Genomic DNA, 24,423 nt, shown 5'->3' with positions numbered 1-24,423 from the left:
GCAGAGCTTTAAAATTGAGCGCGCTGATGCGCGCACATGATGTCTCAGTAAAAGGCCTGCAGCCTTTTCCTTCGGGATTGCGCTCCGCGCGGGAGTATTTGCACCAAGAAGAAATCAGTCCCGCTATTTCATCTTGGTAAAAATACCTCGGGGGTTTGGGGGCAGCGCCCCCAACTCGCTTCGCCTGAAAGGCGAAGCGAAACCGGCGCGCCCTGCAAGGGCGCACCATTTGGCTCAGGCTTACCTGTAAACCTGCTCGGGGCCGGGGAAGGTACGGTTCTTCACCTCGTCGGCATAATCCGACACCGCCTGTTCGATGGCGGGCCCGAGGTTGCCATAGACCTTGACGAATTTCGGCGTCCATTCGTTCAGCCCCAGCATGTCCTCCAGCACCAGGATCTGACCGTCGCAGTCGGCCGAAGCGCCGATGCCGATGGTGGGGATGTCGATCTGCTTGGTGATCTTGGCGGCCAGCGGTTCGACCATGCCTTCCAGCACCACCGCGAAAGCGCCGGCCTCGGCCACGGCCTTGGCGTCGGCCTCGTGCAGCGGCCAGCTGTCTTCGTCGCGGCCCTGGGTCTTGAACCCGCCCATCACGTGGCTCGATTGCGGGGTCAGGCCGATATGGGCCATCACCGGGATGCCGCGTTCGGTCAGGAACCGGATGGTTTCGGCCATCCGCGCGCCGCCCTCGAGCTTCACCGCGCCGCAGCCGGTTTCCTTCATGATCTTGGCGGCGTTGCGGAAGGCCACAGAGGGGCTTTCCTCGTAGGTGCCGAACGGCATGTCGACCACGATCAGCGCCTTCTGGGTGCCGCGCACCACCGCCTTGCCATGCATGATCATCAGCTCCAGCGGCACGCCGACGGTGCTTTCCATCCCGTGCATCACCATGCCGAGGCTGTCACCCACCAGGATGAAATCGGCGTATTTGTCGACGATCGCCGCCGTGTGCGCGTGGTACGAGGTCAGCGACACGATCGGCTCGCCCCCCTTGCGCGCGGCGATCTGGGGAACGGTGTTGCGGCGGATCTTGCTTTGTACGCTCATGGCTGAATAACCCTTTGATCAATCAGAAGAATGTCGGAAAACTGGACCGAGATCATGATCGCCAGAGGTTCCTTGAGAACCCCGTGCAGATCGTCCAGAGTCTCGGCGGCGACGGTGTCGAGGCCGCGCAGGTCGGCCCTCGGCTCAGAAGCGATGGTGTCGGCGATCACCTTGCGGATATCCTCGACGGTGGCGCCCGGTTCACCTGCGCGCGCCTCGGCGGCGTCGAGCGCCCGGTTCAGCACCACGGCGGCGGCGCGGTCTTCCGGCGTCAGGCGCCGGTTGCGCGACGACATGGCCAGCCCGTCGGCTTCGCGCAGGGTCGGGCCGCCGAGGATCTGCACCGGCATATGCAGGTCGCGCACCATCTTCTTGATGATCACGAATTGCTGGTAATCCTTTTCGCCGAACACGGCGGTGTCGGGCTGCACGATGTTGAACAGCCGGTTGACCACCGAGGTCACGCCGCGGAAATGCCCCGGCCGCACCTTGCCGTGCAGCATGTTGGCCAGCCGGGTAGTTTCGACGATGGTTTCATCGCCCGGCGGGTACATCGTGTCTACATCGGGCAGGAACACCACATCGACGCCCACCTGATCCAGCAGCGCCAGGTCGCGGTCTTCGTCGCGCGGGTATTGGTCCAGGTCGGCGGCGTCGCCGAATTGCGTCGGGTTGACGAAGATCGACACCGCGACGGCCCCGGCATTGTCCTGCGCCCGTTTCACCAGCGACATATGCCCGTCATGCAGCGCGCCCATGGTGGGGACGAAGCCGATCCGCTTGCCGTCCCCGCGCAGCGCGGCGATGGCGGCGCGGCATTCCTCGATGCTGCGGCAGATTTCCATTCGCGTGACTCCCTCCTCGAATACCGTAGTTCTACGGTGCGCATCGCGGGGCGGCAAGCCCGCTCGGAAGATTTCGTATTTCTACTTATGTGTCGGTTTCACGCGCTTAAATGTCGGCTGGGTTCGGCGCGGCGGGCGGCAATCGTTAAGACTTGGGCAAATGCAGTTCAACGGAGTCGCCTGCGCAATGAAAACCCATGTCAAAGCTCTGGTCGTCGGCGGCGGGGCCGTCGGCGCCTCGATCGCCTATCACCTGGCCCGGGCCGGATGGTCCGACGTGATGCTGCTGGAACGCGACGAGCTGACCTCGGGGTCGACCTGGCACGCGGCCGGTCTGCTGCCCTTGTTCAACATGAGCTACGCGACCACCCACATTCACAAATACTCGGTCGATTTCTACAAGACGCTGGAGGAGGAAACCGGGCTGAACGCCGGATTTTCGGTGGTCGGCAACCTGCGCATGGCGCAGACGCAGGACCGGATGGACGAATACATGCTCTATGCGTCCACCGCAGAAACCTGCGATGTGCCTTATGAGTGGCTGAGCCCGGCACAGATCAAGGAGCGTTGGCCGCTGGTGCGGACCGAGGACCTGAAGGGCGCGATCTTTCACCCGACCGACGGCTATATCAACCCGGCCGACGTGACCATGGCGATGGCCAAGGGTGCGCGCCAGCGCGGCGTGATCATCGAGCGCAAATGGCAGGTCGACGGGTACGAATGGACCGGGGCCGAATGGAAGGTCACCTGCACCAAGATGGTGGAAAAGGGCGGCAACCTGGTGCCGAGCGAGGAACAGGTGGTGATCACCGCCGAACACGTGGTGACCGCCACCGGCAACCACGCGCAGCGCACCGCGCGCCTGCTGGGCATCAAGATTCCGGCGATCCCGGTGGAGCACCAGTTCATCGTCACCGAACCCGATCCGGCGCTGGTCGAGTATCGCAAGCAGGGCGGGGCCGAACACCCGGTGCTGCGCGATGCCGATGCCAAGTGGTACGTGCGCGAAGAACGCGGCGGCTGGATCCTGGGCCCCTATGAACGCAATGCCCCGGCGCGGTTCGCCTATGGCGTGCCCGACAGTTTCCGCGCCGATCTGTTCCCGCTGGACCTGGAGCGGATCGAAGAGGAATACATGTCGATGATCCACCGGATACCGTCGACCGAAGAGGTGGGGTTGAAGGACGATTTCAACGGCCCGATTTGCTACACCCCCGACGGCAATCCGCTGGTCGGCCCCGCGCCGGGGCTGCGCAACATGTGGCTGGCCGAAGGCTTCAGCTTCGGCATCACCGCGGCGGGCGGCACCGGCTATTACCTGGCGCAGATGATGGTGGAGGGCGAGGCCGAGATCGACATGGCGAGCCTCGATCCCAAGCGCTACGGCCCGTGGATGACCACCGAATATGCCTGCCGCAAGAATGAAGAAGCCTATGAGCACGTCTTCATCCTGCACCACCCGGACGAGGAACGCGAAGCGGCCCGTCCGCTGCGCACCTCGCCCGCCTATGACCGGCAGAAGGAACGCGGCGCGCAATTCGGTGCAGTGAACGGATGGGAACGTCCGAATTATTATGCACCCCAAGGGTTTGACGATCACAGCTCGCGCAGTTTTCGCCGTGGGGGATGGTGGCAATACGCGGTGGAGGAAGCCAAGGCGATCCGCGAAACCGTCGGCCTGATCGACGCCACCGCCTTCACCAAGCACGTGATCAAGGGGCCGGGCGCGACGCAGTTCCTCGACTGGTTCACCTGCAACAAGCTGCCCAAGGTGGGGCGGATCAACCTGACCTATGCGCTGACCGATGTGGGCACCACGCGGACCGAATACACCATCGTACGGTTGGGCGAGGATGAATATTACCTCGTCTCCGCCGGGGCCTGGGCTGCCTATGACTCCGATTACCTGAAGAAGGCGGCTGCCGATAAAGCCCCCGAATTCGGCTATATCGAGGTGCAGGACGTCACCACCCAATGGGGCGTCTTCGCCATCGCCGGGCCGAAAGCGCGCGATGTGCTGAAAGAGGTGATCCGGGACGCCGACCCGGATACGGCGCTGTCGAACAAGCGGTTCCCGTGGCTGTCGGCGCGGCAGATCGAACTGGGCATGTGCCCGGTCAACGCGATCCGCGTCGCCTATACCGGCGAGTTGGGCTGGGAACTGCACCATCCGATCGAGATGCAGAATTACCTGTTCGACCTGCTGGAAGCGGCGGGTGAAAAGCACGGGATGAAGCTGGTGGGCGCGCGGGCGCAGAACTGGCTGCGGCAGGAAAAGAGCTACCGGGCCTTCGGCAACGAGCTGGGCCGCGACGCGACCCCGCTGGAGGCCGACCTGCCGCGTTTCGTGGACCTGTCCAAGGAGTTCCACGGCAAGGCGGCGATGGAGGGGAAGGGCGTGCGTTCCAAATGCTGCACGCTGCTGATCGACGGGCCGGACGATGCCGATCCCTGGGGGCGCGAGGCGCTTTATCTGGAGGATGGAACCCGGGTGGGCCGCCTGACCTCGGGCGGCTATTCGGTGGCGTTCGGGAAATCCATCGGCATGGGTTACGTGCGGCCCGACCTGGCGGTCGAGGGTACGAGGCTGAAGGTCAGGATGTTCGATGCGCTTTGGGATGCGACGGTGACCTGCGACAGCCCCTATGATCCCAAGAACGAAACCATCCGCAAGGATGGGTGAGACAAGCGAAATGGCCCCGGCAGCGCCGGGGCCATTCCGTATCAGTTGCGGCCGAAATCGTCGGTGGTGACCACGCCGTCGCCGTTGCGGTCCATTTGTTCGATCCACCACCCGGTGCGGCCGACGAATTCCTCGCGGGTCACCTTGCCATCGCCGTTCATGTCGTTGTTCTTGAACATCATTCCGTCTACGGCGTTGCGCATTCCGCCCATGCCCTGACCCATGCCCTGACCTTGGCCCATGCCCTGACCCTGGCGGATTTGCTGCATGTCGTTGGCGCGCGCTTGGTCGAACACTGCGTATTCTTCGTCGTTCAGGGCGCCATCTTCGTCGGCGTCGAAACTGGTGAACACGTCGCCGCGCCGTTCGGTCGCTTCCTCAAGCGTGACCTTGCCGTCGCCGTTCAGGTCCCAGTTCTCGATGAAATGTGCGCCGGGATTGCCTTGCTGCGCAAACGCCAGGGTCGATGTCAGCGACAGCGCGAGGGCTGCGAAAATTTGGGGCTTCATTGCCTTGTTCCTCGTTACATTTTGCGGTCGGAAAATAATGAACGACGGAGCCGCCAGGCTCCGTCGCCGAAAGTCTGATATTTTTCGAATTCAGGCCTCTGCCGTCAATTCGTCGTAGCATTCCAGCGCCTTGCCGGCATACATCGTGGCAGGCCCGCCGCCCATCTGCAGCGTCATGCCCAGCACGTCGGCGATTTCGTCGCGGGTTGCGCCCGCCTTGACCAGCGCCTCGACATGCAGCGCGATACAGGCTTCGCAGCGGATCGCCACGGCGATGCCGAGGGCCACGAATTCCTTGGTCTTGAAATCCAGCACGCCCTGTTCCTTCACCGCCTTGGACATGGCGCCGAATTCCTTGGTCACGTGCGGGATGGTCTTGTACAGGGTCCGCAGGCGGTTGCGGGTCTCGGTCAGGGTTTCGGTCCAGGCCATGGTTTCTGCTCCTTGAATATGTGTTCGGCGCAGCAAAACCACGCCGCAGTGCGGCGCGCCTTGATCAAGATCATATTTACGTCGGGTCGTCCCGGGCTCAGGGGCGGCGGGCGACGAAGGCCAGGTTGTTGGCGGGCATTTCCACCACCTGCACCAGGTCGAGCCAGTTCGACTGCAACCAGTCGATCACGTCCCAATCGTCCTTGTAGCCGATAGCGGGGTCCTGCGCGCGCAGGCTGGCGTCGAACTTGGCGTCGCCCTCCGAGGTGGTTTCGCCGTCGCGCAGGAAGGGGCCGTAGATGACGAAGATCCCGCCTTTGCTAAGCGCCTGCGCCGCTTCGGCGATCACCGCCTTGACGTCGGGTTCCGGGATCAGGTGCAGCAGGTTGACCAGCAAGATCAGGTCCTGGCCGCCATGGGTCTGCGACCAGCCGGGCAGGGCGGCGTTCAGGTCGATCGCGGGCGCGATGTTGCTCAGCCCCGCGGCATGGGCGTGCATGTCGATCGACCGGCGCCGTTCGGGATCGGGATCGCTGGGTTGCCAGTGCAGCCCGGGCAGGCGGTGGGCCAGGGCGCAGACATGTTCGCCGCTGCCCGAGGCGATTTCCAGCGCGGTGCCGGTTTCGGGCGCGTGTTCGGCGACCAGATCGCAGATGTAACCCATGTTGCGCGCCGCCGAGGGCGCGTAAAGCCGCCCGTCCTCGGACCGTTCGGCCAGAGAATGCGTGTCGGGAAGGGTAAGCTTGCGTGTCATGACGGTTCCTGCATCGGGGGGCATCGCCCGTTTGCTGCCATCATAGCGCGCCGAAGGGAAGGGGTCAGTTGGGAATCGGGACCAGCCGCTGAATTTTCAGATCGACCAGATCGATGTTCAGCAGCGGCGTCAGCATCGACATCGGGTAATAGAGAGACAGGTTCTGGAAGGCCGCTCCGGCGATGCTGACCACTTCGGTTTCCACCACCAGAAGATTGGGGTCGAACCCGTCGAGCGAGGGCGGCATATTGATCGTGCCGATCGTTGCGTTGGGATCCATCAGCATTTGCCGGGTGATCTTGTCGGCCGCGAATTCCAGCTTGTTATGCAGGTAGAAGCCGCGCGCCACGTCCAGCAACGTCACCAGCATCAGCATGTAGAAACTGCCCACGATGGCGAATTCCAGCGCCGCGACACCGTCTTCGCCCCGCGCAAAGCGGCGTATGAACCGGATCAGTTTCATCGCTGGCGCAGGAAAACGGTCGGGTTGAGCGTGATGTCGGGCAGGATCCAGCCGCTATGGTCGTAGCTGCCGGCCAGTTCCATGAACACGCTGGTGGACGGGCTGCTGCCGGTGCAGATCGTGTCGCAGGCGACCTGGCTGTCGTAAACGGTGCCGCAGGTGCAGATGCGGGAGACCTGGAAACTGGCCTGATCGGCGCCAAGCTCGGCCTCGGCGGTGGTTTGCATCATGCTCAGCGTCGCATCGACCGATCCGGTCGACATCGCGACCTGCAGCCCGTTGCGCAGCGCCGCGTCCATCGCCATCCGGTCGGACACCGAATTGCCTAGGTCGAAAGTGGCCAGGGTGATCATCAGCATGATCGGTGCCAGCAGCGCGAATTCCACCACCGAACTGCCGTCGCTGTCGCGGGCGAAGCGGCGCAGGAACGCCGCGCCGCGCGCGCATAGGTCCCGGTATGGTGCGGCGGCGCGCATGGCTCAGCCCGCCTTCTTCCCCTTCAGCCATTTTCCAGGCTTGAAGGTCGCTTTGCCCTGCTTGGACGGCGGGTTGCCGGTCAGGGTATAGGCCAGTTTTTCGAACGTGTTGCGCTGCACCCGGTTGCGGCGGTGCTGGGCGACCAGGGTGCCGTTATTGTCCGCCGCACCGAATTTCGCCGCGTCGAAGTTGAGCAGGACCGGTTCGTCGATATGCAGCGCCTTGGTGAAATCGGCGGGCTTGATTTCGGGGCGCTTGGGCTGGTTGATCTGGTTCAGCACCAGATGCGGCTTGGTATCGCCGATCCGCATCGTCGACAGCATGTCCATGATGCTGCGCACGTTGCGCAGGCAGGCCAGGTCGGGGGTGGCGGTGACGATGACTTCGTCGGCCAGGTGCATCGCCTTGCGGGTCAGCGGGCACAGGGTCGGCGGCAGGTCCAGGATCACGAAGGGCGACAGCATCCGCAGCAGGTCGATGGCATGGCCCAGGGATTCGGGTTCCAGGTTCTGCTTGTGCTTGGGCAAATTGACCCCCGCCAGCAGTTTCAGATTGTCGTCATAGGGGATCAGCAGACGTTCCAGTTTCTGGTCGTCCAGCTTTTCGGTATTGGCGATGGTGCTGATGATATCCTGTTCCGGGGTCCGGTTCAGGCACAGCCCGGCGGTGCCGTATTCGAAATCGAGATCGGCCAGGATGGCGTTGCCGCGGGTCTGTTCGCCCATCATCCAGGCGACGTTATGCGCCACGCTGGACGACCCGGCGCCGCCGCGGGCGCCGATGAAGGCGAAGACCCGGCCCAGATTGACCTTGTCGGGATCGCGGAACAGTTCGAACAGCGCGGTGATCAGCAAGGGCGCGGTGACCGGGGTCTGCAGGTAATCGGCAACCCCCTGGCGGGTCAGCGCCCGGTAGAGCGTGATGTCGTTGGACGGCCCGATCAGCACCAGTTCGGTTTCGACCCGGCACAGTTCGGCCAGCGCGCCAAGGCTGCCGAACAGGGTGGAGGCGTCTTCGCCCACCTCGATGATCAGCAGGTCGGGGCTGTCGGTGTCCTCATAGGTGTCCAGGGCGGCGTCGATCCCGCCGTTGAACATCTGGCAGCGCACCCGCGACATGTGCCGCGAAGCCTGCATCTGTTCAACGGCGGCCCGAGTGGGACGGGTTGCGACGAAAACGTCGCAAGACATCGAAGGCAGTCGTCCCATTGCCGGGCGCATACCATGCGCGCCAACCCCGTTTTCAGCGTCAAGATCTGCTGTGAATTTCGAGAAAAATTTCATGGTTCCGCTCCGCCCCTTTTTCAGTTCAGGACAACGATTTCGCTGATGCCGCCGCGGTTCACCTTGACGGTGCGCGGCTGTTCTTCGACCATTTCGACGGTCGGCTCGTAAACCGGTTCGGCCTGGGCGACTTCCTTGACTTCGTTATCGTCCACCGACCGCAGCAGCAGCGAAATCGACCCGCTGGCTTCGGCGGCAACGATGGTTTCGGCGTCGTCGGGGGTCAGTTCCAGCGTCGCGGTCTTGCCGATGATCACGGTGCTGTCGGCATTGGGCTGCGACCCGGACTGATCGATCGCCAGAACGCGCACGTTCTGCAGGATGGTTTCCGTTGTCATCGAGTGTTTACAGGCGATGCCGAAGTTACATTCGGTGGTCAGCAGGATATCGACCCGGTTGTTGGGCAGGATGAAACCGCCCGCGGTCTGCGCGGCCGAGACCTCGATCGCGACGGCGCGCATCCCGGTGGTCAGCAGCGCCGACAGGTAACCTTCGCGGCTGTCGGACAGGCTTTCTTTGCGGATCGGCTGGCCGGCGCCATAGGTATGGCGCAGGATCATGCCGGCATATTGGGCCATCTCGTCCTTGGCGCCGGATCGCACCAGGTAGGAATCGGACAGCGCTTCCTTGGGCCACTTGATCCAGGTCAGGCTGGCCGTGCCGGTTTCAGTGCCCTCGGTCAATTCGCTGGCGGCGACGAGAACCTCGACCAGCTGGTCGGCGCCGTCGCTTTTCGCGGTCGAAAGACCGGCGGGCGCGATCGTTTTGACAAGAACAGCGGCAGAACCGCCGCAGACAAGAGCAATCACGAGTATCAAGGATCTGAGCATCGGGCACCCCCAACCTGGGTGAAGAAAAACAACAAGACTGAACGGCCGCCGCGGCGGTCACATCCAGGGTGACTGAGGAAGCACGAACAGGGCGGCAGCAGAGAGAGCGAACCCGTAGGGGATCGTGATCTGCCGGGTTCCGGTATCGGGGCCTCCCGGCGACAGGGGGGACCAGCCGAGCCGGTTGGCCCCCAGCAGTGTCATGGTGAAAAGCGCCCCGAAAACCGTCGTGAGGAACAGGAAATCAAGCGCTTGGTTCGCACCGATCCAGAGCGTGCAGACTGCGGCGTATTTACCGTCTCCGGCACCCGCCCAGCCCAGTGCGTGGATCGTCAAGCCGACGAACACGACAATCGAACCAGCCAACAGACTTCCCGTGATTTCGGACTGTGTCCATCCTGACCCCGGCGCCAGCAGCAGGAAGCCGGCAAGCAGGGTCAGGACCAAACCATTTGGGATCGTCTTGCGTTTGAAATCCGAAATCGCGGCCAGGAGCGCAGCGGCGGAGAAGCCGGTGATCGATAGCAGCGACAGAGCAGAGGCTAGCATATCGAAGTGATCCTTTCGCGCCCGGAATTCAAACGAAGCTGGTCACGCTGAGGTCAGACTTAGCTCAACGTGTTCGAGATTGTCGTGAAGGTTGTTTCCAACGAGCCACCGAGGGTGGTCAGGGCGGTGATGACGACGACGGAGATCAGGCCGGCGATCAGAGCATATTCGATCGCGGTCGCGCCGGATTCTTCTTTGGTGAATTTGGTCAGGAACTTTTTCATGGGACTTTCCTTTCAGGTTTGCCGGTGTTGCCACCGTGGAGGCTTGCGCCTAGCGAAGGGGCCGGTCGCGCAGCAACGGATGATCGGCCCATGAAAGGAGGATGACTCTTTTTCCCGCCTCCACAAATTCGTCCGGATGCCCTAGGACAAAGAGCTGGTTTCAAGGGGGTGGCCTACATACCAAAGCATTGCGGCGGGCGCTTGGGGGTAGGGGCCTACAGTCGAAGGTGGGGACTTCCCGGGGACAGGAAAACGCCCGGCCGAAGCCGGGCGCGAATGCAGATGAAGCAAGGTTAATCGTTTGAAAACAGTCGCTAAAGGACGAATCGTTATTCGACCACCGCGACCACTTCGCTGGACAGGATTTCGTCGGTGCCCTTGTTCTCGCAAGACACCGCCAGGTTCGAGCTGCCGCTCAGTCGGACCGTGTTGCCAACGATCTGGGTGCAGCCGTTTTGCGCATCCGAGCCGCCGTTGAAGGTGACGTCTGAGACCGGCATGTAAAGCGCGCCCTGCAGCGACATGCTGGAACCGCCGTTGAACTTGTGCGAAATCGACCCACCGCTGTGGCCGCAGCCGCTGTAGCTGCTGGTGGAATCGCGCGATTCCCAGAACAACATACCCGAGGTCGGGCCGCTGGTCGGTGCCGCCAGATTGACCGTGGCGCCGCCGTTATACTGCACTTCCGCCCCGTTGGTCAGGAAGAAGGTCACGCCGTCCAAACCGGTGATATTGGCCTGCGCATTGATGCTGAACGTACCGCCGTCAATGATATAGAGCCCCGGCTCAAAGGTGACATCGCCCTGGAGCGACAAGCCGTTGCAGAACCTTTTACTGCTCATCCCGTTGGGATGGTTGTCGGTGGCCGAAACGGTCGTGCTGCTTTGCGGATGCCCGACCCTGCCATTGCTGCACGTCCCCCAGACCGTCGGTTCGGTGCGGTCGGCGTAGGGATCGCGGGTTTTGGGCTGCAGGGTCTTGGGTTCGGTGCAATCGTTCAGGGTGAGATTGGCGGTATAGGTCGCACCGCCCACCGTGTGGACGCAATCGGTCGTCATGTAGGAGGCGCCGCTTTCCATCGAAAATGCATCCTGTGCGGCCGAGTTGGACGACACCACGCAATTGGTCAGCCCGACATCGGTCGACCCGGTGACGGTGACCGCCCCCGAGGCGGTTTCCGACAGCGCCAGGATGCAGGCGGGGCTGCCGCCCTCGATCAGGCTGACCGAGCGGGCGGTCAGTTCGACATCGCCGTCCATGAAAAAGGCGGTGAACCAGCGCGGGCGGGTTTCGGACAGGATCACCTCGACCGCGTCGGCATTGCCGGCATTGGGGCCGGATCTGGGCGGCGAATACATCGTGATTTCGCCGATGTCGTAAGAAAATCCGGACCCTTTCGCGATGCTCAGGGCATCGACATACATCGAGGATCCATCGTCGCCCGCCCGCAGCCGCGAGGCCGCCGCGTGCGAGGTCAGGTCGGCGATGTGCTGAAGCTGGCGTTGCTTCTGATACCAGTGGCCGGTTTCCACACCAAGGCCAAGCCCGCCCATCACGAGCGGGGACAAAAGCGCAGTCATAACAAGAACAGAGCCCGTGTCTTCACGGGCGAACTGGGAAAGGCGCTTTGGCAAAGACAGTCGTTTAGGCATAGCGCACCCTTTCTGTTTCATTCGTAGATGATTTGGATGATCGCCGGGGCGATGATGATGACGAAGAGGATCGGCAGGAAGAACAGGATCATCGGCACGGTCAGTTTCGGCGGCAGCGCGGCGGCTTTCTGTTTCGCCCGTTCCAGCCGCAGGTCGCGGCTTTCCTTGGAATGCACCCGCAGCGCCCGGCCCAGATCGGTGCCGTATTTTTCGGTCTGTTTCAGCGACCCCACCACGTGGCGGACCTGTTCCAGCCCGGTCCGTTCGACCAGGTTTTCCAGCGCCTGGGACCGGTCCTGCAGGTAGGACAGTTCCAGCGCGGTCAGCGAAATTTCCTCGGCCAGCTCGGGCGACTGCATGCCGATTTCTTCCGACAGCCGGATCAGCGCGGCATCGATGCCGTAGCCCGATTCAATGCAGATCAGCAGCAAGTCCAAGGCATCCGGCCAGGCCGATTGGATCGACAGCTGACGTTTCTGGATGCGGTTGGTGATAATTAGCGGGGGCAGCAAGACACCAGCCACGCCACCCCCGCCCCCCAGAAAGAGAAAGTTCAGAAAAGTCGGTTCCTTGCCCAGAATGAGCGTGCCGTAGAACACCGCCAGACCGGCCAGCACGACGGGCCCCAACACCCGGATCGCGATATAGGTCTGGACCGCCGAGGAACTGCGGATCCCGGCCATTTTCAGCCGCTTGGACAGCTGCGCGGTATCGCCCGAGGTTTTTTCCATCAGGGCCTTGGGCAGCAGCCGCTTGATCAGTGAGGAGCTGCTTTTACCGTTCTGAGCCGACAGCATCGCCGCGAAACGCGATTTCTTGTGCGTCATCGTCCGCATGCCGCCATGTTCGATCGCCACCTTGGCCAGGCGGCGCTGCAGGTTTTCCTTCTGCAGTTTCGGCAGGGTCAGCCCGAGCACCAGAAGAAAGCCCGCAAGCGACATCAGCGCGGTGGCCAGGATGACAGGGGAAACATATTGGAAAAACGACACGACCGGCACCTTACACTTTGAAATTGATCATTTTTTTCATCACCATCACGCCGGTGAACATCCAGAACAGGCAGCCTGCAAGGATCAGGTTGCCGACTGTCGTCGTGGTCAGGATGGTGATGTAGTCAGGGCTGAGATAGAACAGCGACGCGGCCACCAGGAGCGGCATCGCGCCGATGATGCGACCGGACATTTTCGCCTCGGCGCTCATCGTCTGGATTTGCGCGTCCAGCATCTTGCGGCCGCGCACCACCGTGGACAGGTTGGTCAGGATTTCCGACAGCGACCCGCCGCTGCGCGACTGCACCGCCAGCACGATGGCGAAGAACGACGTTTCCGGCAGTGGCACCCGCACCGCCAGACGGTGGCATGCCTTTTCCAGCGGGATGCCGACCGACTGGTCGTTGATCAGCTGATTGAATTCCGACCGCACCGGTTCGCGCGCCTCGTTGGCGATGGTTTTCAGACATTCGCTGAGCGGCAGACCGGCGCTGACCCCGCGCACGATGATGTCGATCGCCGAGGGGAATTCGTTGGCGAATTGCTTCAGCCGCTTCTTGATCGTGCGCAGCACGTAGAAATAGGGCAGGGCGCCACCCAGCGGGACGGCGACGACCAGCATCAGCAGCGGCTTCTTTGCGACGCCCAGCACCAGGGCGCACCAGACAACCATGATCGTCATGATGGTCACCAGCACGTATTTCGGCTTGCTCCAGTTCAGCCCGGCCTGGCGCAGCTTGGCGGTGATCGAGGGGCCGCTATCCTTTTCGCCGTTCTTCATCGCCGAACGGATCTGCCGGCGGCGCAGTTCGGCGTCGATCGGATCGTTGGCCGAGGCCATCCGCCCGGTTTCCTTGCCGGTGACCCGGTTCAGTCGGCGGCGCAGCAGTGATCCGCGACCCTTTTCGGAATTGCTCTGGAACAGCAGCCCGCCGGTCAGGATGCTGACGGTGACGAAAATGGCGATATCGATCGGACCGATATGCAGGTTTTGCAGAAGTTCACTCATTCGGCGGCCCACTCGTCTACTTCCGCGGCGCGCAGCGCCTCGGTCAATTGGTCACCGACATTGTAGTACTTGGCGCGTTCCCACACTTTCGGGCGGCTGATGCCGGTGGATTTGTGCCGCCCGATCAGGTTGCCGTCCTCGTCTTCGCCCTGGATTTCGTAGACCAGCAGGTCCTGGGTGGTCAGAACGTCGCCTTCCATGCCCAGCACCTCGGTGATGTGGGTGATCCGGCGCGACCCGTCGCGCAGGCGTTGCGCCTGCACGATGATATCGACCGAGCTGGCGATGATTTCGCGGATCGTGCGCGGCGGCAGCGCGGCGCCGCCCATGGTGATCATCGCCTCAAGGCGCGACATCGCATCGCGCGGGCTGTTGGCGTGCACCGTGCCCATCGACCCGTCATGGCCGGTGTTCATCGCCTGCAAAAGGTCGAAGGATTCGGGGCCGCGGACCTCGCCCACGATAATGCGTTCGGGGCGCATCCGCAGGCAGTTCTTGACCAGGTCGCGCATGGTGATCTCGCCGGTGCCTTCCAGGCTGGGCGGGCGGGTTTCCAGCCGGACCACATGCGGCTGCTGCAGCTGCAGTTCGGCGGCGTCTTCGCAGGTCACGATCCGCTCGGAGGTTTCGATAAAGCCGGCGAGACAGTTCAGCAGCGTCGTCTTGCCGGACCCGGTGCCGCCCGAGACCAGGATGTTGCAGCGAACCCGGCCGATGATCTTGAGGATCTCCGCGCCTTCGGGGGTGATCGATCCGAATTCAACAAGGTTCTGCAAGGTCAAGGAATCCTTGCGGAATTTCCGGATGGTCAGCGATGTGCCATCGACCGCGAGCGGCGGCGCGATGACGTTGACGCGCGACCCGTCGGGCAGGCGCGCGTCGCAGATCGGGCTGGATTCGTCGACCCGGCGGCCGACCTGGCTGACGATCCGCTGGCAGACGTTCAGCAGCTGCTGGGCGTCGTTGAAGCGGATATTGGTGCGCTGCATCTTGCCGCCGACCTCGATGAAGATCGGGTCGGTGCCGTTGACCATGATATCGGCGATGTCGTCGCGCGCCAGCAGCGGTTCCAGCGGGCCGTAGCCCAGGATGTCGTTGGTGATGTCGGAAATCAGCAGCTGCTGTTCCTCTTCCGAAATCACTTCCTTCTTCACCGCCAGGATGTCGGTGACGTAATTGGCGATCTCGGTGCGTTCGGCGATGGCGTCCATCTTGGCCAACTGGCTGATGTCGAGCATCGACATCAGCGTTTCCATGATCGAGCGCTTCAGATCGTAATAGGCGGTGTCGCCGGCGCTGTCGTGTTTCAGAGCGGGGGCGATCATGTCGGGCTTGGCGGCGGGTTTAGGTTGTGCGGGCGGTTTCTTGGCCGCCTTGCGGACCGGCGCGGGGGTCTTATCGACAGGCTCTTCCTTCGGGGCCTCGGTCACGACCGTGGCCAGTTTGGCGACCTTGGGGGCTGTATTGATAGGACCGGTTCTCTTGCCGAACATGGGGCTGCCTCTGAAACATTTGACGATATACAGGCTATCGGGCGCGCACACGCACAGCGCGACCTAAGCTCAGTATTCCGGGCTATGACCTCGCCAGCAATTCAGCCGTGTGGCCTAGTTTTAGGGGGCAAGTTCGTCTGGGAAACCCTCAGAAAGTATGTAGGCTGACGACTTTTGAACCCGGCCTTTAGCTTTATGCGCGGCCAAGTTGTCCCCCCTTTGACGCTAGGATGAGATTTAGGAATCGCGCAGGTCCGAAAAGGGTCGGAACAGGCTGGACAGGGTGTCTGGCAGGCCGCGGTCCCGAAAGTAAAGTAGATGGATTGTAACCATGAGTGACAGCACCCTTGTTTCAAATTCGACCGATGCGAACATCCGTGGCGCGGCGCTGCCGCAGGATGACCGGGAACTGCGGGTGCTGGTCCTGTCGCAACCACACGAAACGACCATGACAGTCGACCCGGACGGTCAGGTGTCGCTGCATTTCGTAGAAGCGTGGGAAGCATTGCCGATGGCGCTGCAGCAACGCGACTATGACCTGCTGGCGATCGAGGCGGGGCCGCGCGCGATGGATTTCGACAGCGAGAAATTCGCGCTGATCCGCAAGGCAAATCCCGAATTGCACGTCGCCCTGTTCGGCGCCACCGTCGATGTGGTGCTGGCGCGCAACGCTCTGCGGGCGGGGGTGACCGGCATTTTCCAGACCGGCGGCAAGCACGGCGCGATGGACACGCCGCTGCACCTGGTCGCGGAGGGCAAGGTGTTTCTCGACAGCGCGTTGGCCAACCAGCTGCTGGGCGAAAGCGACCAGACCGACGACAGCGATCAGCCGCTGATTTCGCTGACCGATACGGTCGCGCTGGTGGCCGATGACGACGAATATTTCCGCATGGCGGTGGTGACCATCCTGCAAGACGAATTCGGCTTCAACGACGTGCTCGAGGCCAGCAACCTGGATCAGGCCAAGCAGTTGATGGACGTCTATAAGCAGATCGACCTGGCGCTGTTCGACCTGTCGATGCCGGGCATGTTCGGCGCCTCGTCGCTGCAGGGGCTGCGGCTGGAACATCCGCAGGTGCGCAAGATGGCCGTGGTGTCGGCGTCGCGCAACCGCAACGACGTGTTGGAGGCGCTGGCCTCGGGCACCTATGGCTATGTCGAGAAATCGGAAGGCGTCAGCGAACTGAAATACGCGCTGACCCAGATCATGAAGGGCCGGGTCTATGCGCCGGCGCTGCTGCATGAACCGCCCGAAAGCCCCGAGCAACCGATCCTGTTCGCCGTCGACGGCAGCAGCCGGATCGAAAAGCCGCGTAATCCCGAACAGGTGGCCGAGGCGTCCCGCTATGTGCCCGAACACGCGCCCGAGGATATCGACCTGGATGCGATCCCCGAATTGTCGCCGCGTCAGCGCAAGGTGCTGGAGCTGCTGGTTCAGGGCATGTCGAACAAGGAAATCGCCCGGGAACTCGACCTGGGGGTCGGCACTGTGAAAGTGCATATCACCGCCCTGTTTGCGAAACTGGGCGTCTCTAACCGGACCTCCGCGGTCGCTGTCGGGGCCCGGTTGCTGTAACGCAGAGGTATCCCCGAATGTCTTATGACAAGGATATCATGGCAGGAGAATTCGAACCGGTTCAGGGCAGTCGGCTGAACGGGCGTTTGCGTAGCGCCCTGATCAAGCTGAGCGCCGCCGGGGTTCTTGCCGCTGCCGCCCTGTTCCTGATTTTCCATATCGTTCAATACGTTGCCAACGGGTCGCAGGATATTTCCAAAGCGACGCAGTCGCTGGATCTGCTGCAGGAGATCGACAATACGGTAGCGGCGGTGCTGGCTCCGCAGGGGCAGGCGGATGCGTCGGCCCCGTCCCCCGCCGCGGCCGAACAGCAGGTCCAGGCGCAGTTCGAGGCGTTGCGCGGGCTGGGGCCGCAGGACGGCACCACCGCGCTGGCCGCGTTGCAGGGCATGACGCTGAGGCTGCTGAACGACGTCCGCGACCTGGCCGAGGCGCGCCCCGACGGGGCGCTGTTCGAGGCGGTGGCGCCGCAGCGGGCGGCCTATCGGGCGGCGCTGCAAGAAGCCCGTTCGGAACAGAAACAGATCGCGCAGTCCGGCCTGTCCGGGCTGGTCACCCAGACCCGGTTCACCGTCTTCGCCATTGTCCTGGTGCTGGCGTTGACGGTGTTTTTGCTGGCCTTGGTCCTGGTCACCGGCTTCAAGGACATGGAACGCCGGGAACAGGTCGAACGGGAATTGCGCGCCCAGGTGCGCAAGGCGAACGAGGCCAGCCTGGCCAAGTCGCAATTCCTCGCCACCGTGACGCACGAATTGCGCACGCCGCTGAACGCGATCCTGGGCTATTCCGAATTGCTGAACGGCGAACCTCTGGCTCAGGATCAGAAGAAACAGGTGTCCCGGCTGAGCGTGGCCGGCCAGACGCTGAGCCGTATCGTCGATGACGTTCTCGACCTGTCGCGGATCGAGGCCGGCGCGATGGCGCTGCGCGACGATGTCTTCTGTCCGCGCGAACTGGTCAAGGAAGCGGTCGATCTGGTGTCGGTCGATGCCTGCGCCAAGGGGCTGGCGATGAGCTCCGAAATCGCCCGCGACGTGCCGAAGACGCTGCGCGGGGATTCCCTGCGCCTGTCGCAGGTGCTGCTGAACCTGCTGAACAACGCCGTCAAGTTCACCCCCGAGGGCTTCGTGACCCTGCGGATGACCGCGCGGATGACCGACAGCCACATCGCCCAGCTGCGCGTCGAGGTGCAGGACAGCGGCATCGGCATTTCGGTCGCCGACCAAGACCGGTTGTTCCAGCGCTTTTCGCAGATGGAAAACGGCGCCAGCGAATACCAGGGCGGCAGCGGGCTGGGCCTGTCGATTTCGCAGGGGCTGATCGAACAGATGGGCGGCCGGATCAACGTGTTCAGCCGCCAGGGCGAGGGCACGATCTTCTGGTTCCACGTGTTGTTGCCGGTGGTGGAGGCCGAAGGGTTCGCCGCGCCGGATGAACCGGCCGAGGACGAGGTTGAGCCGCCGCTGAAGGATGTCACCGGCCGGGTGATGCTGATCGACGACAGCGAAGACACCGCCGATCTGCTGGGCCGGATGATGCAGCGCGAAGGGGTGGAATTCTGCGCGATGCAGGACCCGGTGAAATCGCTGGAACAGGTGATCGAACAGGCGCCGGACGTCATCCTGTGCGACATGCAGATGCCCGCTGTCGGCGGTGACGAATTGATCCGCTGCATCCGTGCGCTGCCCAAACCCTATGGCGACACCCCGATCATCGCCTTTTCGGCGACGACGATGAAATCCGATATCGAAGACATGCTGATGGCCGGGGCGAACGCCTTCCTGGCCAAGCCGTTCAAATCCGGCGATGTGATCAGTGCGATTGCGGCGGTGGTGACCAGCCATGCCGAGGCCGCCGCACAGGAAGAGACGACTAGAATGACCGTTGCAGAAACACCGGGCGAAATCGACGAACTGGTGAAGCTGATGGGGGCGGACTGGGCCCTGAGATATGTCGAACGCCTGTCGGACCGGCTGGAACGCTATTTCGACGGCGTCGGCGACAAGTCGGAACAGATCGTCCTGGCCCACAGCGTGGTGTCCGAGGCCGGTCAGCTTGGCATGCGTGACCTGGCCTGGGCGGCAGCGTCGCTGGAACAGGCGCTGCGCGCCAATACCCGCAGCTTGACCGAAGACGCCCGGTTCCGGAACGAAGCGCGCAGCTTCCTGACGCGACTGCCGCAGTTCACCCAGCGTATCCGCCAGGCGCAGTAACGGCGCTTACAGCGCGGCGGTGTCGGCACGCTCGCGGGCGTCACCGAGCCGCATCTTCAACTCGTCGAGATTGAGCGGCTTGGACAGCACCGCGTCGGCGCCGATCGCGGCCCTTTCCTGATCCGACAGCGGGGTGCCGCTGAGCACGAAGACCGGGCCTTCGAACCCCTGCCGCCGCAGGGTCCGGATCAATTCGCGGCCATCCATTTCCGCCAGCTGAATATCGGTGATCACCACGTCCGGCGCCAGGTCCTGCCAGCGGTCCAGCAGGGTTTCGGCGCTGGTCAGGTGATCGACGCCGCCGAACACTTTGAGCAGCAGCCGTTGGGTGATTTCGCCCACCATCTGATTGTCCTCGACCAGGGCGGCGGTGAGGGGGGAATAATCCGCCGCGGGTTCCGGCGCGGGCCGCTGCGGAGCGCCTGCGCGCAGCGGCAGGGTCAGGGTGAAGCGCGCGCCGCCCAGCCCGCCACGGTCATAATCGACCGATCCGTCCAGGTTTTCCGCGAACAGCTTGACGATATACATGCCCATGCCCATCCCGTCGGATTTGGAATAAACGCCGCTGCTCAGCCGGTTGAACGGATCGAACAGGCCGGGGATCAGCGGGTTGGGGATGCCGTCGCCGTCGTCCTCGATGGTCCAGACCCCCTGCAGCGTCTTGCCGTCGAACCGTTCCTGGTAGCCGATCGTCAGGTGCCGGCCGCCGGAATGCAGGATGGCGTTGCGCACCAGGTTGCCGAGGATCTGATGCAGCCGTCCGACATCGGTGATGCGCGGCTGGTCGTACACCCGCGGCACCTGCACTTCGATGCCGATCCCGGCCTGCTGCGCCATCACCCGGTACACATCGGCCAGGTGGTGCAGCAACTCATAGGGCTGGAAGCTGGCGCTGTTCGACACCAGCATGTCCTGCTCGCGCACCGCGCTGCCCAGATCGTCCATCAGCGTCATCAACTGGTCCAGGATCAGGCCGAAGCGCGGCCCCAGTTCGGCCCAGTCGCCGGTTTCGTCCATCTGGTCCGACAGCATTTTCAGGATCGCCGCCGGGGTGCGGATTTCATGCGAGACCATGGCGAACAGGCGGTGCTGCTGTTCCTTGCTGCTTTCGATCCGGCGCAGGGTGTTCATCAGCGTGCTGGAGGTCTGGTGCAGCTCGGTCACGTCGGTGATTGTGCCCAGCGTCAGCAGCCCGTGCTGCCAGGATTTCCGCGACAGGAAATTGACGCGGTAGACGCGGATCTGGTTGTCCTTGTCGTAGGGGGCGGTGTCGGAAATTCGCAGGATGAACTGGCGCGGTTCGGGGGAATAGCTGTTCCAGAACTCCTGAACCTTGCCGGCATCGTCCGGGTGCATCCGCAGCAGCAGTTCGGTTCCCGATCCGCTGAGCGGGCGGGACGGCCCGAGGCGCAGGTTTTCGTCGATCCAGATCCGGTTCAGCTTGCTGCTGTAAAGGAAATAACCGAATTGCGCCGTGCTCAGGGTCGAGCGCAGCAGGTCCTGGACCCGTTCGTTCTGCCGTTCCAGCGCGTGCTTGTTCAGCAGCATCAGGTCGCAGATCGCCAGCAGCAGGAACAGCACGGCCGACACCAGGTAACCCTGAACGCCGCCCTGCGGGTCGGGGGCGAAGATCAGGCTTTGCAGCACGATCCCCGCCAGGGTGAGAGGCACCGCCGCGGTGACCGGCAGCGCCAGTCGCAGCGCCAGCGCCAGGATCACGGTGATCACATGTTCGCTTTGCCAGCCGAGAGAACGGTCGATCACGATGGCGGCGATGAACAGCAAAAGCAGCGGCAGCCGTCCGGGCAGGCGGCGCAGGTTCGGCGGGTAAAGCGTGATGATCAGCAGCGAACTTGCCACCGCGGCGCCCTTCATCACCTGGTTGATCACCATCGGCGCCATGGTGTCGAACTGGCCCAGTCCCAGGCCGTGCGCAGCGAAAGCGGCGGCGGCCAGCGCCACCGCCATGCCCGGCAGCAGGGTCAGGCCCAAAGTGGTCCCGGCCAGCGCCACGTCGAGGGTGATCGAGGGAAACGCCCGCGCGATCCGGGGCGCCAGGGCGCGCGCGCCCAGCCCCAGCAGAACCCCGGCGGCCGCGTTGCCCCCGGTGGCCAGCAGCACCAGCGCGCTCATGTTCAGATCCGGCGGCTGGGCAAGGTTGCCGCTGGCCACCGACCAGATGCCGGACAGCAGGAACAACAGGGTGAAACCGGCGGCGAAGATCAGCAGCCGCCGGTCGATGGGAAACAGCGCGAAACCCAGCAGCAACAGTACCGTTGCCGGATGCGGGGCCAGCGCGACGAAGCTGGTTTCGGTCAGGCTGATCGGGGCGGGGGGACGGGCGGACACGATGCTGAGCGCGGCGGCGAAGGCGAAAAGCAGCAGAAGAACCGTTCCGAACCTGGCCTGCAGGCTGTTCTGGACCAGCACCGCGCGGGGTTCCTGCAGCATGGCCCGGATCAGCGGCCGGTCTTCCGCGCTGCCGACGCTGGGGAATATGTCCTTCTTCTGCACGGCGTCCCTGACTCCAGTCGTTGAATGAACGGGAAAAGGAAGTGTGTCTCCAATCGTCTCCGTATCTGTCCTTTTCACAAAGGCGCGCAAAGCCGCGGGGCAGGGGAAGCACGCGGGTGTTGCGGGCTCTCCCTATGCGGTCGTGGCGATGCTGAAAATTTTATTCGATTGCCGCGCCACAACTTTGTGTAGCAACAAAAAAGGCTTATGGGAACTCGCCTAATGGTCGTGTCGCCGTTTTTTTATTTCCGGCAAGGGAGAGCGGGGCCGGAACGCCGCCCTGATCAGGCGATGGTCTTCACCCGGCGGTTCAGCACGCTGCGCCGGATAAAGGCGAGGAGGAAGAACCCTGTCAGGATCAGGATGATCGTGGGCGCCGGGGCGCTGTCGAGGAAGAAGCTCAGATAGGTGCCGCCCAGCATCGCGACCATGCAAGCGACGACCGCGACAAACATCATCGCGCCGAACCGGCGCACGGTCAGAAACGCGATGGCGCCCGGCGCGATCAGCAGCCCGATGGCCAGGATCAGCCCGGTCGCGGTCAGCGTCGCCACGATGGTCAGCGACAGAACCGTCAGCAGGCCGTAATGCAGCAGCCCCACCCGCAGCCCCGACACCTGCGCCTGGGCCGGATCGAAAGCATGCAGCATCAGCGCCTTCCAGTTCACCAGCAACAGAACCGACACGACCAGCGAAATGATCCCGGCGGTCCACAGGTCCTGCGTGCCGACGCCCAGCATGTTGCCGAACAGGATGTGATCGAGATGCGCGTTGGTGTCGATCGAGGTGTAAAGGATGATGCCGAGGCCGAACATGCCGGAAAACACCACGCCCATCACCGTGTCCTGCTTCACCCGGCTGTTTTCCGACAGGTATCCGGTGGATACCGCGCAGACCATGCCGGCAGCAAAAGCGCCGATGATCAGCGGGATACCGGCGATATAGGCCAGGATGATGCCGGGCAGCACCGCGTGGCTGATCGCGTCGCCCATCAGCGCCCAGCCCTTGAGCACCAGGAAGCACGACAGCAGCGCTGTGGGCACCGCCACCATTGCGGCGACCAGGAAGGCGTTCTGCATGAAGGGAAATTGCAGCGGCATAAGCAGCGTGTCGATCATGCCCGTTCCCCCTGCAGCGCGGCGCGCGCCTTGGCGCGGGCGGCCAGCGCCCCGTGTTTCGGCGCGAAGACGAAGGCGGCGAGGAACACCAGCGTCTGCAGCGTGACGATCACGCCGCCCGTGGCCCCGTCGAGGAAGTAACTGATATAGGCGCCGAAGAAACCGCTCAGCACGCCGATGGCGACCGAGGTCAGGATCAGTCGCGGAAACCGGTCGCAGAGCAGATAGGCGGTGGCGCCCGGCGTCACCACCATCGCGATGACCAGAAAGGCCCCGACGGTCTGCATCGCCGCCACCACGCAGGCGGCCAGCAGGGTGAAGAAGACGACTTTCAAAAGCCCGGTCTTCAGCCCGATCGAGCGGGCATGGTTTTCGTCGAAGAAGGTAACCATCAGGTCCTTCCATTTCAGCGTCAGCACCGCCAGTGAAACAAACCCGATCAGCGCCAGCTGCAACGTGTCTTCGGGCGTGATCGCCAGGATATTGCCCATGGTGATGGTCTGAACGCTGATCGAGGTCGGGTTGATCGACACCAGGAACAGCCCCAGCCCGAAGAACGAGGTGAAGATCAGCCCGATGATCACGTCGATCTTCAGCCCCGATCGGTCCGACAGGAACAGCATCGCGCCGGCCGCCAGCCCGCCGGCGATGAAGGCGCCCAAAGCGAAGGGCAGGCCAAGCGCGTAGGCGCCGACCACGCCGGGCACCACCGAATGGGACAGCGCGTCGCCGATCAGCGACCAGCCCTTCAGCATCAGGTAGGAGGACAGGAAGGCACAGACCCCGCCCACCAGCGCCGACACCCACATCGCGTTGGTCATGTAGCCATAGCTGAACGGTTCCAGCAGCAGGCTCATTTGTCTGCCTTTCCGGGGCCGTATTGCACGAAGGGCCGTTCGTCATCGGTCAGGATGCGGACCTGGCGCGGATCGTCGTCGTCATGCAATTCGTGCCCGCCCAGGGTGAACTGGCGCAGCACGCCGCCGAAGGCGTCCTTAAGGTTGGTGGGTGTGAAGGTGGTTTCGGTCGGCCCGAAGGCCAGCACGGTCTGCTTGACCAGAACCGTGCGGTCGCAGAATTCCGGCACCGAGCCCAGATTGTGGGTCGACACCAGCATCACCCGGCCTTCGGTGCGCAGCTCGCGCAGCAGGGCGATGATCTGTTCCTCGGTCTTCACATCGACCCCGGTGAAGGGTTCGTCCAGCAGGATCACCCTTCCTTCCTGCGCCAGTGCGCGGGCGAGGAAGACGCGCTTGCGCTGGCCGCCCGACAGTTCTCCGATCTGGCGGTGGCGGAAATCGGTCATGTTGACCCGTTCCAGCGCCTGATCGACCGCGTCGCGGTCGCGCTGTTTGGGGCGGCGCAGGAAGCCCATATGGCCATAGCGGCCCATCATCACCACGTCTTCGACCAGCACCGGGAAGGACCAGTCGACCTCTTCCGATTGCGGCACATAGGCGACCAGGTTTTCCTTTTGCGCCTGTTTCACGCTGCGGCCCAGCAGGCGGATGTCGCCCTTGGCCACCGGCACGAAGCCCATGATCGCCTTGAACAGGGTGGATTTGCCCGCGCCGTTGACGCCGACCAAAGCGGTGACCGTGCCGCGCGGGATTTCGAAACTGGCGTCGCGCAGGGCGGTATGGCCGTTGCGATAGGTTACCGTGACCCCGGATGCGTAAATCCCGCCGCCGGGGCCGTCTTCTGCGATATGATCCGAAATCGGGTGGCTGTCGAAAGTCATGGCGTCCCGCATCTGTTCA

The 24,423-nt window shown here is 63.3% G+C and carries 22 protein-coding genes; 3 read left to right on the top strand and 19 right to left on the bottom strand.

What is annotated here, in order from left to right; genetic code table 11:
- Positions 1-240 precede the first annotated feature (240 nt).
- Together panB and panC are read right to left on the bottom strand one after the other, a co-directional pair.
- Positions 241-1,050 (bottom strand): 3-methyl-2-oxobutanoate hydroxymethyltransferase, encoded by an 810-nt coding sequence (panB, locus tag GR167_RS03020; protein ID WP_160971973.1) that lies wholly within the window; start codon positions 1,048-1,050, stop codon positions 241-243.
- On the bottom strand, positions 1,047-1,895 hold the full coding sequence (gene panC / locus GR167_RS03015; protein WP_160971972.1) for a pantoate--beta-alanine ligase: 849 nt from the start codon (positions 1,893-1,895) through the stop codon (positions 1,047-1,049). The genes panB and panC overlap by 4 nt, the downstream gene beginning before the upstream one ends.
- A gap of 187 nt (positions 1,896-2,082) precedes the next feature.
- Here panC and GR167_RS03010 point away from each other — a divergent pair, with 187 nt between their 5' ends.
- Positions 2,083-4,578, top strand: coding sequence for a GcvT family protein (locus tag GR167_RS03010; RefSeq protein WP_160971971.1), 2,496 nt, complete (start codon positions 2,083-2,085; stop codon positions 4,576-4,578).
- Between the two features lie 41 nt (positions 4,579-4,619).
- Here GR167_RS03010 and GR167_RS03005 read toward each other — a convergent pair whose 3' ends face one another.
- The 13 genes from GR167_RS03005 to GR167_RS02945 form a co-directional block, all read right to left on the bottom strand.
- Entirely contained in the window at positions 4,620-5,087 is a 468-nt protein-coding gene (locus GR167_RS03005; RefSeq protein WP_160971970.1) for an EF-hand domain-containing protein, read from the bottom strand.
- A 90-nt stretch (positions 5,088-5,177) separates the two neighbouring features.
- Positions 5,178-5,519 (bottom strand): carboxymuconolactone decarboxylase family protein, encoded by a 342-nt coding sequence (locus tag GR167_RS03000; protein WP_160971969.1) that lies wholly within the window; start codon positions 5,517-5,519, stop codon positions 5,178-5,180.
- A gap of 97 nt (positions 5,520-5,616) precedes the next feature.
- Positions 5,617-6,273 carry a DUF938 domain-containing protein gene (locus GR167_RS02995; RefSeq protein ID WP_160971968.1) on the bottom strand — a complete coding sequence of 219 codons (657 nt, stop codon included), beginning with the start codon at positions 6,271-6,273 and terminating at the stop codon, positions 5,617-5,619.
- 64 nt (positions 6,274-6,337) lie between these two features.
- Positions 6,338-6,736, bottom strand: a complete 399-nt coding sequence (locus GR167_RS02990; RefSeq protein ID WP_160971967.1) for a TadE/TadG family type IV pilus assembly protein — start codon at positions 6,734-6,736, stop codon at positions 6,338-6,340.
- Positions 6,733-7,212, bottom strand: a complete 480-nt coding sequence (locus GR167_RS02985; RefSeq protein ID WP_160971966.1) for a TadE/TadG family type IV pilus assembly protein — start codon at positions 7,210-7,212, stop codon at positions 6,733-6,735. The genes GR167_RS02990 and GR167_RS02985 overlap by 4 nt, the downstream gene beginning before the upstream one ends.
- A 3-nt stretch (positions 7,213-7,215) precedes the next feature.
- On the bottom strand, positions 7,216-8,349 hold the full coding sequence (locus GR167_RS02980) for a CpaE/TadZ family protein (RefSeq protein WP_160971965.1): 1,134 nt from the start codon (positions 8,347-8,349) through the stop codon (positions 7,216-7,218).
- 167 nt (positions 8,350-8,516) lie between these two features.
- Entirely contained in the window at positions 8,517-9,326 is an 810-nt protein-coding gene (gene cpaB, locus GR167_RS02975) for a Flp pilus assembly protein CpaB (RefSeq protein WP_160971964.1), read from the bottom strand.
- A gap of 57 nt (positions 9,327-9,383) precedes the next feature.
- Positions 9,384-9,875: an A24 family peptidase gene (locus GR167_RS02970; RefSeq protein ID WP_160971963.1), complete on the bottom strand. Its 492-nt coding sequence runs from the start codon at positions 9,873-9,875 to the stop codon at positions 9,384-9,386.
- A 59-nt stretch (positions 9,876-9,934) separates the two neighbouring features.
- Entirely contained in the window at positions 9,935-10,099 is a 165-nt protein-coding gene (locus GR167_RS02965) for a Flp family type IVb pilin (RefSeq protein ID WP_160971962.1), read from the bottom strand.
- Between the two features lie 329 nt (positions 10,100-10,428).
- Positions 10,429-11,751 carry a pilus assembly protein TadG-related protein gene (locus GR167_RS02960; RefSeq protein WP_268894210.1) on the bottom strand — a complete coding sequence of 441 codons (1,323 nt, stop codon included), beginning with the start codon at positions 11,749-11,751 and terminating at the stop codon, positions 10,429-10,431.
- 17 nt (positions 11,752-11,768) lie between these two features.
- Positions 11,769-12,740, bottom strand: coding sequence for a type II secretion system F family protein (locus GR167_RS02955; protein WP_160971960.1), 972 nt, complete (start codon positions 12,738-12,740; stop codon positions 11,769-11,771).
- Positions 12,741-12,750: 10 nt separating this feature from the next.
- On the bottom strand, positions 12,751-13,749 hold the full coding sequence (locus tag GR167_RS02950) for a type II secretion system F family protein (RefSeq protein ID WP_160971959.1): 999 nt from the start codon (positions 13,747-13,749) through the stop codon (positions 12,751-12,753).
- Positions 13,746-15,242 carry an ATPase, T2SS/T4P/T4SS family gene (locus GR167_RS02945; protein WP_160971958.1) on the bottom strand — a complete coding sequence of 499 codons (1,497 nt, stop codon included), beginning with the start codon at positions 15,240-15,242 and terminating at the stop codon, positions 13,746-13,748. The genes GR167_RS02950 and GR167_RS02945 overlap by 4 nt, the downstream gene beginning before the upstream one ends.
- A gap of 331 nt (positions 15,243-15,573) precedes the next feature.
- Here GR167_RS02945 and GR167_RS02940 point away from each other — a divergent pair, with 331 nt between their 5' ends.
- Positions 15,574-16,818, top strand: coding sequence for a LuxR C-terminal-related transcriptional regulator (locus GR167_RS02940; protein ID WP_212769814.1), 1,245 nt, complete (start codon positions 15,574-15,576; stop codon positions 16,816-16,818).
- 17 nt (positions 16,819-16,835) lie between these two features.
- Positions 16,836-19,031 carry an ATP-binding response regulator gene (locus GR167_RS02935; protein WP_160971957.1) on the top strand — a complete coding sequence of 732 codons (2,196 nt, stop codon included), beginning with the start codon at positions 16,836-16,838 and terminating at the stop codon, positions 19,029-19,031.
- A 6-nt stretch (positions 19,032-19,037) separates the two neighbouring features.
- Here GR167_RS02935 and GR167_RS20395 read toward each other — a convergent pair whose 3' ends face one another.
- From GR167_RS20395 to GR167_RS02915, 4 genes are all read right to left on the bottom strand, one after another.
- Positions 19,038-21,545, bottom strand: coding sequence for an ATP-binding response regulator (locus tag GR167_RS20395; RefSeq protein WP_160971956.1), 2,508 nt, complete (start codon positions 21,543-21,545; stop codon positions 19,038-19,040).
- A gap of 284 nt (positions 21,546-21,829) precedes the next feature.
- Positions 21,830-22,663 (bottom strand): metal ABC transporter permease, encoded by an 834-nt coding sequence (locus tag GR167_RS02925; RefSeq protein ID WP_160971955.1) that lies wholly within the window; start codon positions 22,661-22,663, stop codon positions 21,830-21,832.
- The gene (locus GR167_RS02920) at positions 22,660-23,520 is read right to left on the bottom strand and encodes a metal ABC transporter permease (protein WP_160971954.1); all 861 of its coding nucleotides are present in this window, start codon (positions 23,518-23,520) and stop codon (positions 22,660-22,662) included. The genes GR167_RS02925 and GR167_RS02920 overlap by 4 nt, the downstream gene beginning before the upstream one ends.
- The gene (locus GR167_RS02915) at positions 23,517-24,404 is read right to left on the bottom strand and encodes a manganese/iron ABC transporter ATP-binding protein (RefSeq protein ID WP_370741259.1); all 888 of its coding nucleotides are present in this window, start codon (positions 24,402-24,404) and stop codon (positions 23,517-23,519) included. Before GR167_RS02915 ends, GR167_RS02920 begins: the two co-directional genes overlap by 4 nt.
- Positions 24,405-24,423 lie beyond the last annotated feature (19 nt).

Source organism: Thalassovita mangrovi (assembly GCF_009857745.1).
GTDB lineage: Bacteria > Pseudomonadota > Alphaproteobacteria > Rhodobacterales > Rhodobacteraceae > Thalassobius > Thalassobius mangrovi.
The sequence above is the reverse complement of the archived record's forward strand: the minus strand, read 5'-3'. Positions and strand labels throughout refer to the sequence as shown.